The organism is Verrucosispora sp. WMMD573, from assembly GCF_027497175.1.
GTDB lineage: Bacteria > Actinomycetota > Actinomycetes > Mycobacteriales > Micromonosporaceae > Micromonospora.
The window spans coordinates 2,639,340-2,651,390 of record NZ_CP114901.1 but is presented as its reverse complement, the minus strand read 5'-3'; the positions used below and the strand labels follow the sequence as shown (position 1 = coordinate 2,651,390).

The window sequence follows — 12,051 nt, the reverse complement described above, 5'->3', positions numbered from 1 at the left end:
CGGCGGGGCGGCGGGGCCGGCATTGGTGGGAATGCCCCGGCCCGCGGCACCGGGCAGTACGAGACGGGCGCCGATCCCGCCATGGGGATCGGTGCCCGTCGTACGACGCGGTGGGTCAGCGGCGGTCGGTGTCGCTGGCCACGTCCTCGGTGTAGCTGGCGCCGCCGTCGGACTCGCTGGTGAGCGGCTTGGAACCACCCTCGGGCGGACCGGCCAGGGTCTGCCCGGCGGCCAGCTCGGGGAATTTGTGGTCGAAGGCCGGCCGCTCGGAGCGGATCCGTGGCATCCGGTCGAAGTTGCGCAGCGGCGGCGGCGAGGTGGTGGCCCATTCGAGCGAGTTGCCGTGACCCCACGGGTCGTCGACCTCGACCACCGGGCCGGCCTTGTACGACTTCCAGCAGTTGTAGATGAACGGCAGCGTCGAGATACCAGTGATGAACGCGCCGATCGTCGAGATCATGTTCAACGTGGTGAAGCCGTCGTCGGGCAGGTAGTCGGCGTACCGCCGGGGCATGCCCTCGCTGCCCAACCAGTGCTGGATCAGGAACGTGGTGTGGAAGCCGATCATCGTCAGCCAGAAGTGAATCTTGCCGAGCCGCTCGTCGAGCATCCGGCCGAACATCTTCGGGAACCAGAAGTAGATCCCGGCGAAGACCGCGAAGACGATCGTGCCGAAGAGCACGTAGTGGAAGTGCGCCACCACGAAGTACGAGTCGTGCAGGTGGAAGTCCAGCGGCGGAGCGGCGAGCAGCACCCCGGTCAGGCCACCGAAGAGGAAGGTGACCAGGAAGCCGACGGACCAGAGCATCGGTGTCTCGAAACTGATCTGCCCCCGCCACATGGTGCCGATCCAGTTGAAGAACTTCATGCCGGTGGGTACCGCGATCAGGTAGCTCAGGAAGCTGAAGAACGGCAGCAGCACCTGACCGGTGGCGAACATGTGGTGCGCCCAGACGCTCATCGACAGGCCGGCGATGGCGATGGTGGCGGCGACCAGGCCCTTGTAGCCGAAGATCGGCTTGCGGGAGAAGACCGGGATGATCTCGCTGATGATGCCGAAGAACGGCAGCGCGATGATGTAGACCTCGGGGTGACCGAAGAACCAGAACAGGTGCTGCCACAGCATCGGCCCGCCGGTCTCCGGGCTGTAGACGTGCGCACCCAGCAACCGGTCGGCGGCCAGCGCGAACAGCGCGGCGGCCAGCAGCGGGAAGACCAGGATCACCAGCAGGCTGGTGACCAGCATGTTCCAGGTGAAGATCGGCATCCGGAACATGGTCATGCCCGGCGCGCGCAGGGTCAGGATCGTGGTGATCAGGTTGACCGCGCCGAGGATGGTGCCCAGACCGGAGATGGCCAGACCGACCACCCACATGTTGGCGCCGACACCCGGGGCGTGCTCGCTGGTGCTCAGCGGCGTGTAGGCGGTCCAGCCGAAGTCCGCCGCTCCACCCGGGGTGAGGAAGCCGGCCGTGGCCATGGTGCCGCCGAACAGATACAGCCAGTAGGCGAAGCTGTTCAGCCGGGGAAAGGAGACGTCGGGCGCACCGATCTGGATGGGCACGACGTAGTTGCCGAAGGCGAACACGATGGGCGTCGCGAAGAACAGCAGCATGATCGTGCCGTGCATCGTGAACAGCTGGTTGTACTGCTCCGGCGACAGGAACTGCAGCCCGGGCCGGGCCAGCTCGGCCCGCATGATCAGGGCCATCAGGCCACCGATCATGAAGAACACGAACGCGGTGACCATGTACATGATCCCGATCTGCTTCGCGTCCGTGGTCCGCAACAGCCGCGCGATGGCCGACCCCTTGACCGGCTCCCGGACCGGCCAGGGCCGGGTCACGACCGGCTTGGGTGCGACGGTGGTCACGAGTGGCCTCCGGTTCTGGGTTGTCCCGCTCGGCACGCGCTGACTCGGCGGGCCGTCATCCGCAAGGAGGATAGTCCCCGGCAGGTGACAGCACCGCGTGGGGTCGCCCGGCGGTGGATCACAGCGGGCCGAGAAGCAGCCGGTAGTGCTCTCCGAAGATGCGGCCGCCACGCCCGCGCAGCAGCGGGTCGCGGAGCGCCGGCGGCACGTCGCGGGTGCGGTTGCGGTCCCGGGTCCGGTCCTGCACCCATCGGGTACGCGGCCGGCGGCGACTCTCGTACGCGGTCAGCGCCGCCTCGACACTGCCCGCCGCGTGCAGCGACTCGGCGAGCACCACCGCGTCCTCCAGGGCCATCGCGGCCCCCTGGGACAGGGTCGGCGCGGTGGCGTGAGCGGCGTCGCCGACCAGCACCACCCGTCCGCGGAACCAACGCCCGAGCTCAACCTCGTCGGTGGTCGTGGCGTGCACCCCGTCGAGCGCGTCCAGCACCTCCGGCACCGGTCCGCCGTACTCGCCGAAGAGTTCGCGCAGCCGGGCCGGCGGGTCCGCCGGCAGGTCGGTGCCGGCCTCGTCGGCATAGCAGTGCAATCGGCCGGCGCCGATCGGCACCACCAGGAAGCCGCAGCGCTGCCCGAGCAGGGCGGTCCACTCGTCGACCGGCGGGCCGTCACGAACGACGCCGCGGTAGACGACCTGCCCGGCGGGGCGGGGTGGACCGCCGAGCGCGGCCAGTGCCCGGATCGAGGAACGCCGGCCGTCGGCGCCGATCACCAGGTCGTACTCGGTCTGGGTGCCGTCGACGAAGGTGACGCCGACAGCGGACGGCAGCAGGTCGATGGTGCGTACCTCCGCGCCGTGCCGGACCGCGCCGCCGGCACCGCTGAGCAGTACGCGGTGCAGATCGGAGCGGGCCAACGCCCGGCACTCGCCGACCTCGGCCCAGAGTGCGTCGAGGTCGACCTCGCACAGTGGCGCGCCTGTCGAGTCGAGGAACCGCTGCCGGTGGATGACCTTTCCGTACGGACGGACCGGGTCGTATAGGTCCAGCCGGCGCAGCGCGCGGGCCGCGTTGCCGGGCAGGTAGAGCCCGGCGTCGGTGAGGTCGTGCGGCGGCGCCTTGTCGGTGAGGTCCGGCCGAAAGCCCGCCAGGCGCAGCGCCCGGGCCACGGCCAGCCCGGCGATGCCCGCGCCGACGACGAGGATGCGCAGGGGGGAGCCACGCATGGGGGTGTACGCCTCCGGAGGGGTTCGGCACGCGTTGAAGGCAAGAGACTACTCGGCGCAATCGGCACACACCAGAGGCAACCGGCCCACCTCCGACATCCCTCGGCACCCCCGGATCAGCCCGTCGGCGCCGGCCATCAGCGCGTGGAGTCGGCGAATGTCCGATCGTGGCGGCCACGACACACGTAGCAATTGACACCAATCACCCGTACCAGTTGCGCGCATTGTTTCAAGGATGTAAATGTGGCAATGAGCATGGGAGCGCTCCCGTAACGATCGACGGCGCGATCCCGACCGCTCCGTCCGCATCCGTCCCGGCGTCCGTACGGCGCCGCAGCGCTAGGAGCATCATGAGACGTACCTTGCGGGCCATCGTGGCCGTCGGGCTGGCCGCCGCCAGCTCGATCGTCGCCGTGACCCTCGGCGGAGCCGCCTCCGCCGACACCCAGATCTGCGAGCAGTACGGCTCGACCGTGATCCAGAACCGGTACGTGGTGCAGAACAACCGCTGGGGCACCACCGCCCAGCAGTGCATCAACGTGACCAGCAACGGCTTCGAGATCATCACCCAGAACGGCAGCAGCCCGACCAACGGCGCCCCGACGGCCTACCCGTCGGTCTTCCTCGGCTGCCACTACACCAACTGCTCCCCCGGCACCAACCTGCCCATCCAGGTCAGCCAGATCAGCAGCGCGACCAGCAGCATCAACTACCGGTACGTGAGCAACGGCATCTACAACGCCTCGTACGACATCTGGCTCGACCCGTCACCCAAGCGCGACGGGGTGAACCAGATGGAGATCATGATCTGGTTCAACCGGCAGGGCCCGATCCAGCCCATCGGTTCCCCGGTCGGCAACGCCAACATCGACGGGCGCAACTGGGAGGTCTGGCGGGGCAGCAACGGCTCCAACAACGTCATCTCGTACGTCGCCCCGTCCGCCATCAGCAGCGCGAACCTGAACCTGCTCGCGTTCATCAACGACACCCGTAACCGGGGCGCGATCACCAACTCCTGGTACCTGACCAGCATCCAGGCCGGGTTCGAGCCCTGGCAGGGCGGCGTCGGGCTGGCCGTGACGAACTTCTCGGCCGCGGTCAACGGCGGCGGCAACAACCCGCCGCCGAGCAACCCGCCGCCCACCACGCCCCCGCCCTCGGGCAGCGGCTCGTGTGCGGTGAAGTACACGGCCAACGCGTGGAACAACGGCTTCACCGCCGACGTGCAGATCACCAACACCGGCTCCAGCACGATCAACGGCTGGGCGCTGGCCTACTCGCTGCCGTCCGGGCAGCAGGTGACCAACTCCTGGAACGCCACGGTGAACCAGAGCGGTTCGTCGGTGACCGCCCGCAACGTCGGTCACAACGGCACGATCTCGCCCGGCGGCACGGCCAGCTTCGGCTACCAGGGCACGCTCAACGGTTCGTACGCCAACCCCACCAGCTTCACCCTCAACGGCACCACCTGCTCCCGCTCCTGACGAACGTCCGCTGGGGGTGTGGCACCCGCCGCACCCCCAGCACTGATCCGGTCGCGGTCGGCACGGTCGGTGCCGAGGCGCGACATGCGGCGTCCCGGGCTCACACCACGTCGAGGGAGCCCGGGACGCCGGATGTCGCGACGGAGGCCGGGTCGCGTCAGGAGCCGAGGGCGTCGATGTCGCGCATCTCCTCGGCGCTCAGCGAGAAGCCGAAGATGTCCGCGTTGGCGCGGATCCGCTCCGGTGTCACCGACTTGGGGATCGCCACGATCTCGTGGTCGAGGTGCCAGCGCAGCACCACCTGGGCGGGCGAGACGTTGTGTGCGCCGGCGATCCGGGTCAGCACCGGGTCGGACAGGTCGGTGGTCTTGAACGGGCTGTAGCCCTCCAGCACCACCCCACGGTCCCGGTGCTCGGCGTGCCGCTGTCGGTCGTAGAGCCGCGGCCCCCATTTGATCTGGTTGACCGCGGGGTTCTCCTCGGTCGCCTGGATCAGCGTGTCGATCTGGGCGGTGCTGAAGTTGCTGACCCCGACCGCCCTGGCCAGGTTCGCGTCGCGGGCAGCGAGCATCTCCCGCCAGACCGGGATCAGGTCACCGGGATCGTTCGGTGGCCAGTGCACCAGCCACAGGTCGACGTAGTCGACACCGAGGGCACGCAGGCTCTCCTCGATCGTCTTCCGTTCCTGGCCGACCCGCTCGGGTGGGAGCTTGGTGGTGATGAAGACGTCCTCCCGGCGCAGCCCGCTCTCCCGGATCGCCCGGCCGACCTCCTCCTCGTTGCCGTACATGGTGGCGGTGTCGATGTGCCGGTAGCCGGCGTCGAGCGCGGCGAGGACGGCCTTGTAGCCCTCCTCGCCGGTCGCCTGCCAGGTGCCGAAGCCGAGCAGCGGGATCCGGACGTCTCCGGGGAGAACTGCGGTGGGGTGGTCACTGTGGTTCATGTAGACCGTTCTACCCCCGATGACCCCCGGCATGCCCGAGATCGGGCGCGTCGAACCCCGCCCGCCGGGCGCGTCGGCGCGATTTGCCGGAGAATGCGGGACGTGGCTGACCGGCTGGAGGAGTACCGGCGCAAGCGGGACGCGGCGCGTACCCCCGAACCGGTGCCGGCCGAGCGTCCCCGACGGGTCCGGGCCGCCGACCGCGCCCGGTTCGTCATCCAGCAGCACCACGCCCGCAGCCTGCACTGGGATCTTCGGCTGGAGCGCAACGGCGTGCTCGTCTCCTGGGCGGTACCGCGTGGGCTGCCCCGCGATCAGGGGCGCAACCACCTCGCCGTGCACACCGAGGACCACCCCATGGAGTATCTCGACTTCTCCGGCGAGATCCCGGCCGGCGAGTACGGCGGCGGCCGGATGCTGATCCACGACCGGGGCACCTACCGCTGCGAGAAGTGGCAGGACCGCGAGGTGGTGGTCGAGTTGCGGGGGAAGCGGACCAACGGACGGTACGTGCTCTTCGCCACCGGCGGGCGCGACGGGCGGGACTGGATGGTGCGACGCACCGACCCGCCACCGCCGGGCTGGACCGGCATGCCCGACCTGGTCGCGCCGATGCGTCCCACGCCGGCCGGCCGGCTCCCCACCGATCAGGCCGCCTGGGGGTACGAGCTGCGCTGGGACGGGATACGCGCGGTGGCGTACGTCTCCGGCGGGCGGCTGCGGCTGCTCTCCGACACCGGCGAGGAGATCACCGGCGGCTACCCGTGGCTGCGGGCGATGGCCGAGGCGCTGGCACCGACGGAAGTCGTGCTGGACGGTGTGCTGGTCCGCATCGATCGTGCCGGGAAGGTCCGGCCGGCGCGGGGTGGGCGCAGCACCGTCGATGCCCAGTACCTGCTGGTCGACCTGCTCTGGTTGGAGGGGGTGAGCAGCCTGGAGTTGCCGTACCCGCAGCGTCGGGAGTTGCTCGACTCGCTGGCGTTGGCCGGGCCGCACTGGCAGACTCCGCCGTGGTTTCCCGGCGCCGGTGCCGAAACCGCGCGTGCGGCGCGGGAGCAGGGCCTGCCCGGGGTGCTGGCGAAGCGGCTGGACTCCGGTTACGAGCCGGGTCGCCGCAGCCGCGCGTGGCGCAGCGTGGACGCGAGCTGAGACGGCGAGGAGTGGCGTGTACCTGACCCACCTCGAATGCCCGCGCTGCGGCCGGGAGCATGACGCTGGCGTACCGCAGAACCTCTGCGAATGTGGCTCGCCGCTGCTGGCGCGCTACGACCTCGCGGCGGCGGCGCGGGTGATCGAGCCAGAGCGGTTCGGGCTGCGCCCGGCCGATCTGTGGCGTTACCGGGAGTTGCTCCCGGTGGCCGACCCCAGGAACGTCACCACGCTCGGCGAGGGATGGACGCCGATGCTGCGCGCGCCGGCCCACGGTGCGGACATCGGCATCGACGACCTACTGGTCAAGGACGAGGGGCTGACCCCGACCGGCTCGTTCAAGGCGCGTGGGGCGGCGGTGGGCGTGAGCCGCGCCCGGGAACTGGGCATCCGGCGGATCGCCATGCCGACCAACGGCAACGCGGGCGCGGCGTGGGCCACCTACGCGACCCGGGCGGGGCTGGGCGCCACCATCGTGATGCCGCTGTCCGCGCCGGCCATCTGCCGTCGGGAATGCGTGGCCGCCGGTGCCGACCTGCGCCTGATCGACGGGCTCATCGGCGATGCCGGACGCCAGGTGGCCGCGTTGGTCGCGGCCGCCGAGGGCACCGTCTTCGACGCCGGTACGCTGCGCGAGCCGTACCGCCTCGAAGGCAAGAAGACGATGGGGTACGAGATCGTCGAGCAGCTGGGCTGGCAGGTGCCCGACGTCATCATCTATCCGACCGGCGGTGGCGTGGGGCTGATCGGTATCCACAAGGCTCTCGGCGAGCTGCGGGAGTTGGGCTGGGTCGAGGACAAGCTGCCTCGTCTGGTGGCGGTGCAGGCCACCGGCTGCGCGCCGATCGTGCGGGCGTTCGCCGCCGGGGACGACCGGGCACAACCGTGGGAGGACGCCCACACGGTGGCGTTCGGCATCACCGTTCCGGCACCGTTGGGCGACGAGTTGATTCTCGACGCGCTGCGGGCCACCGCCGGCACCGCGATCGCCGTGGACGACACCGAGATCCTGACCGACCTGCGGGACTTCGCCGCCCGGGAGGGCCTGCTGCTCTGCCCCGAGGGGGCCGCCTGCCTGACGGCGGCGCGTCGGTTGCGGGCCGGTGGGTGGATCCGGGCGGGTGAACGGGTCGTCGTGCTGAACACCGGCGCGGGAGTGAAGTACCCGGAGACGATCGACGTCTCCGGCGTCCCGGTGTTGCCACGCTGACGGGCGCCGATGCCCCGCCGTCGATGCGCGACGTCGCGGGCGTCACTCGGCGGTGGGGTCGGTCAGCCGCCACGCGGCGTTGACCTGACCGATGTGGGACAACGCCTGCGGCATGTTGCCCAGGTGTGCCCCCGTGGCTGGATCGATCTGCTCGCTGAACAGCCCGACGTCGTTGGCGTGCCCGCTGATCCGCTCGAACAGCTGGGCGGCCCGCTCCCGTTCCCCGGCCAGCACCAGGCATTCCACCAGCCAGAACGAGCAGAGCAGGAAGCCCGCCGGGTCGTCGGCCCAGCGGCGGATCAGTCCGTCGTCACCGCCGAGTTCGCGCTCGACCGCCGCGATGGTCGCCCGCATCCGTGGGTCGGTGGCCGGCAGGAAGCCCACCACCGGCAGATACAGGGCCGCCGCGCCCAGTTCCCGCGACCCGAAGGCAGCGGTGAAGACGCCTCGGCGCTCGTCGAAACCGTCGCGCAGTACGGTGGCCCGGATCTCGTCGCGGATGCCGGCCCAGCGCCGCACATCCGCCTGCTCACCCAACTGCGGGGCGAGCCGCACCGCGCGGTCCATCGCCGCCCAGCAGAGCACCTTGGACGACAGGTAGTGCCGCTCCCGGTCACGCGATTCCCAGATACCCCGGTCGGGCAGTCGCCAGGTGGCCTCCACCTACTCGGTGAGGCCGAGCACCATGTCGCGCAGCTCGTCGGGGAGTTGCTCGCCGAGGTGCTCGTGCAGCCGCCACACCGCCGTGATGACCTCGCCGGCCGCGTCGAGCTGCAGTTGCCGCCAGGCGTCGTTGCCGACACGCACCGGCCCACTGCCTGCGTACCCCTTCAGGTGGGGACAGACATGCTCGGAAACGTCACGTTCCCCCTCCAGCCCGAACAGCACGGGCACCGGATCGGAGCCGACCCGACCGATCGAGCGGGCCGCCCATTCGAACAGGCGGGACGACTCGGTCGGGCAGGCCGCCACCCACAGCGCCCGCATGGTCATGGCGAAGTCCCGCAGCCAGCAGAAGCGGTAGTCGTAGTTGCGGTCGGCGCCGAGCTGTTCCGGCAGCGAGGTGGTCGGTGCCGCGGCGACCGCGCCGCTGCGGGTGTACGTGAGGCCGGTGAGCACCGTGGCGCTGTGCCGTACCACCTCGGGATAACACCCCTCGTACCGGTGGCTCTCGCGGAACGCCTCCCAGGCCAGCACCGTGTCCGCCAGCGTGCGGATCGGTTCCAGGCGGGCCGGTGGTTCACCGTACGCCGGCGCGTAGGCGAGATCGAAGCCCAGCACCTGCCCCGCGTCGACGGCAAACGTCCGCCGTACCCGGTCCTGTTCGGCGCTTAGGGGTAGCCCGGCGCAGCGCAGCACCAACGTCACCGAGCCGCCCATGGCCGCCACCGAGCCGTCGGGCAAGTCTCTCAGGTACGGGGTCAGCAGGCTGTACTCCGGTCGCGGGCGGTAGTCCAATGTCATCGGCACTCGGCCGGAGAGTCCCTCGACGACGCGCAGCAGCACGGCCGGGGAGCGCATGCCGAAATCGTGGGCGCGGGCGCCTACCTCGGCAGCGAGGGCGTCGGTGATCGCGACGCTGCCCTCCGGGGTGTGGTGCACGGTGCGCAGCACCAGCGTGTCCGGCTGGTACGAGCGCTCCACCCGGTGCCCGGCCTGTCCCGCGGCCGCCGGCGCGAGCTGCCAGTGACCGCCGTTCGGGTCGAGCAGCCGACCGAAGACCGAGGGCGAGTCGAAGCGATTCGGGCACCACCAGTCGACCGAGCCGTCCCGGCTGACCAACGCGCCCGAACGGCAGTCGGAGAGGTACCCGTAATCCGAGATCGCCGGCTGCTCCATGCGCCCGGCGTACCCGGGATTTCGGGCCTCATCACGCCGCCTCGCCGGTCTCCGCCTCCCGGGGCGGAGACCGGCGAGGTGATGGGCTCAGGAGGTGGGCGGTTCGTCCTTGCCGGCGGCCTCGGCGGCGTCGGCCTCCTCCTTCGTCCGGTGTACGGCCTGGTCGGCGTGCTCCGGCGGCCCGTAGACGGTGTAGAGCACCAGCGGGTTCGGCCCGGTGTTGACGAAGTTGTGGCGGGTGCCGGCCGGTACGACCACCAGGTCGCCCTGGACGACGTCGCGCTTCTCCCCGGCCACTCGCGCCTCACCGGTGCCGCTGACGAAGGTCAGGATCTGGTCGATGTCCTCATGGACCTCCTCACCGATCTCGCCGCCCGGCGGGATCGTCATGATCACCAGTTGGGTGTGGTTCCCGGTCCACAGCACCCGCCGGAAGTCCGGGCTCTTCTCGGCGACGGTCGCGATAGTGAAGTGCTCCATGCCCCGACACATACCCCATCGCGGGCCGGTCCACGCCGCGCTTTGCAGATGGTGGAATTCCCCACCGCCCGACGGTTTGGACCGATGCAGATCGGGGATCGACACCAGCGACCGGTGCGACCGGTCATGCCAGGTCCCCGCTGACGTACCGCCGTACGGCTGCGGCGGTGGGAGACGGCCGAGCGCGGCGCGGTTTCGACCCTCGGGTCAACGGCGCCGCGCGCTCGTGTGCGCCGTGCTCGTGTCGGCGTGGCGGGTGTTCAGGAGAGCACGGCCAGGTGGAAAGGGCGGTCGGCGGCCGACCCGACGCCGTCGAAGGTGGTCACGAAGACGGCGTTCGGAATGCCCGTTCGACCGGCCACCGCGATCTGGCCGGCGGGCGCCAGCCCGGTGCTGCCCGTGAGGCCGATGGTGCCGACCAGGCTGGCGCCGGTCACGTCCTGGTCGAAGACCACCTGGTACATCCCGGTCTGTAGCCGGTTCGCCGCGGCCGCGCCCAGTCCGCGGACCAGGAGGCCGTCGGCGCTGACCACGGCGAACAGAACTCTCGCGGTCAATGGCATGCCGACGCCGGCGCAGGTGGTGTGTTCGGCCTCGGCGTGGGCCGTGGCCTCGTCCCCCGGCACCGGCTGTGGTGCCCCCCTGCTCCTGGCTCTCGCGCTGGACATCGGACTCCTTCCCCGACCCGGCCGAGCGGCCCAGGCGTGTTGAGTTGTTGCGGCGGCTAAAGGAGGATCAGCGCCGATCAGCCCCCTTTGTTCCTCGAACGTATGTTGCGTTCCTGTCGGCAGCCAGGCGAAGAGCTGTCCGATAAAGGACATTAGATACTGCCGATCATGCCCTTGACCTGCGGTGACGCCCCGGAGCGGCACCAGCCGCCCGGGGCGTCGGCGTTGATGTGTCGGCTCGGTGCAGCCAGGCCAGCAGGTCCGGCGGTGCCAGGGTGGCGACCCGGGCGCGGTAGCGGGCACGCGCCGCCGCGTCGAGCAGTTCGTTGCCCTGGCCGGACCGACCGCTGCGAAAGAAGGCATGGCGCTCCTTCAGCACGCCGGCGGCGTCGGGCGCGAGCCGGTCGGCGCGGGCCCGCATCTGGTCGAAGGTGGCCGCTTCCACCAGGTCGGATCCGGGAGGTTCGAGGTCCAGGCGTTCGGCCAGGTGCCACATCTGCCCGGCCAGGTCGGCCCGGAGGTCGTCGTAGTGGACGAGGTGCACGTTCGGCTGGTGCCGGCGGGCCCAGGCGTCGCTCAGATGCCACAGGAAACCCGGCAGCGAGTCCAGTTCGGTGCGGGGCTCCGGATTCGCGTCGATCCACCGTACGAGCGCCTGCTCGATCGGTGGACGAGGGCTCTCCGCCTCCGGTGTCGTGGGCTGACCGGTCAGCTCGGCGAGCCGGGCGCGATCGAGATTGGCACTCTGATGGTGCAGCGAGACCGCCGCGTCGAGCGGATGCCGGGCCACCACCACGTAGTGCACCCGGGAGTCGATCGGTACCCCGTCCAGCGGGGTGTGGGTCTTGATGAAGCGACGGTGTCGCTGGGCGGCCAGCCGGGCGTACACCCGCTCCTGCGGCTCGACCAGCCAGTCGAGCCAGGGCGACAGCTCGGCCAGCGGTGCCGGCAGTTCCGGCGTACGCAGCACCAGTAGGGCGCAGATCATCTGCATCCAGGTCGTCCCGCTCTTGGAGCGGGTACTGATCACGATGTCCCCCGGACGGAAAGGAAAGCCCTGCCAGCGGGCGCTGTCCTCGTCGGCGGACCGGTAACGGATCGGTGCGTCAGACACCGCGCGAGGATAGTCGGGGAGTTGACACCTGTCCGGCGAATTGCCGCTGCTCCGCTCTGGGTGGTG

Annotated in this window: 9 protein-coding genes and 1 pseudogene; 3 read left to right on the top strand and 7 right to left on the bottom strand. The window is 70.5% G+C overall.

Going from position 1 to position 12,051, the window contains the following annotated elements:
- Nucleotides 1–115 precede the first annotated feature (115 nt).
- Both ctaD and O7601_RS12155 read right to left on the bottom strand, forming a co-directional pair.
- The gene (gene ctaD / locus O7601_RS12160) at nt 116–1,873 is read right to left on the bottom strand and encodes a cytochrome c oxidase subunit I (protein WP_281566275.1); all 1,758 of its coding nucleotides are present in this window, start codon (nt 1,871–1,873) and stop codon (nt 116–118) included.
- 118 nt (nt 1,874–1,991) lie between these two features.
- Complete coding sequence (locus O7601_RS12155) at nt 1,992–3,098, bottom strand: FAD-dependent monooxygenase (RefSeq protein WP_281566274.1); 1,107 nt, start codon at nt 3,096–3,098, stop codon at nt 1,992–1,994.
- 350 nt (nt 3,099–3,448) lie between these two features.
- Between O7601_RS12155 and O7601_RS12150 the strand changes: the two genes are divergently transcribed.
- A complete protein-coding gene (locus O7601_RS12150; protein WP_281566273.1) occupies nt 3,449–4,582 on the top strand; it encodes a cellulose binding domain-containing protein in 1,134 nt (377 codons plus the stop codon).
- 157 nt (nt 4,583–4,739) lie between these two features.
- On the opposite strand, the gene O7601_RS12145 is transcribed toward O7601_RS12150, so the two are convergent.
- Entirely contained in the window at nt 4,740–5,525 is a 786-nt protein-coding gene (locus O7601_RS12145; protein ID WP_281566272.1) for an aldo/keto reductase, read from the bottom strand.
- A gap of 102 nt (nt 5,526–5,627) precedes the next feature.
- Here O7601_RS12145 and O7601_RS12140 point away from each other — a divergent pair, with 102 nt between their 5' ends.
- Nucleotides 5,628–6,674, top strand: a complete 1,047-nt coding sequence (locus O7601_RS12140) for a DNA polymerase ligase N-terminal domain-containing protein (protein WP_281566271.1) — start codon at nt 5,628–5,630, stop codon at nt 6,672–6,674.
- Between the two features lie 16 nt (nt 6,675–6,690).
- Nucleotides 6,691–7,884, top strand: a complete 1,194-nt coding sequence (locus tag O7601_RS12135; protein ID WP_281566270.1) for a threonine synthase — start codon at nt 6,691–6,693, stop codon at nt 7,882–7,884.
- Nucleotides 7,885–7,926: 42 nt separating this feature from the next.
- Here O7601_RS12135 and O7601_RS12130 read toward each other — a convergent pair.
- From O7601_RS12130 to O7601_RS12115, 4 genes and pseudogenes are all read right to left on the bottom strand, one after another.
- A pseudogene (locus tag O7601_RS12130) lies at nt 7,927–9,723 on the bottom strand (glycoside hydrolase family 15 protein).
- A gap of 87 nt (nt 9,724–9,810) precedes the next feature.
- On the bottom strand, nt 9,811–10,215 hold the full coding sequence (locus tag O7601_RS12125; RefSeq protein ID WP_281566269.1) for a cupin domain-containing protein: 405 nt from the start codon (nt 10,213–10,215) through the stop codon (nt 9,811–9,813).
- 248 nt (nt 10,216–10,463) lie between these two features.
- Nucleotides 10,464–10,871: a hypothetical protein gene (locus O7601_RS12120; protein WP_281566268.1), complete on the bottom strand. Its 408-nt coding sequence runs from the start codon at nt 10,869–10,871 to the stop codon at nt 10,464–10,466.
- Between the two features lie 166 nt (nt 10,872–11,037).
- Nucleotides 11,038–11,985, bottom strand: a complete 948-nt coding sequence (locus O7601_RS12115; protein WP_281566267.1) for a sulfotransferase domain-containing protein — start codon at nt 11,983–11,985, stop codon at nt 11,038–11,040.
- Nucleotides 11,986–12,051 lie beyond the last annotated feature (66 nt).

What these genes read in the sequence shown, in the direction of transcription:
- O7601_RS12155 (WP_281566274.1), bottom strand. Translation starts at nt 3,098, where the DNA reads ATGCGTGGCTCCCCCCTGCGCATCCTCGTCGTCGGCGCGGGCATCGCC.
- O7601_RS12120 (WP_281566268.1), bottom strand. Translation starts at nt 10,871, where the DNA reads ATGTCCAGCGCGAGAGCCAGGAGCAGGGGGGCACCACAGCCGGTGCCG.
- O7601_RS12150 (WP_281566273.1), top strand. Translation starts at nt 3,449, where the DNA reads ATGAGACGTACCTTGCGGGCCATCGTGGCCGTCGGGCTGGCCGCCGCC.
- O7601_RS12145 (WP_281566272.1), bottom strand. Translation starts at nt 5,525, where the DNA reads ATGAACCACAGTGACCACCCCACCGCAGTTCTCCCCGGAGACGTCCGG.
- O7601_RS12125 (WP_281566269.1), bottom strand. Translation starts at nt 10,215, where the DNA reads ATGTGTCGGGGCATGGAGCACTTCACTATCGCGACCGTCGCCGAGAAG.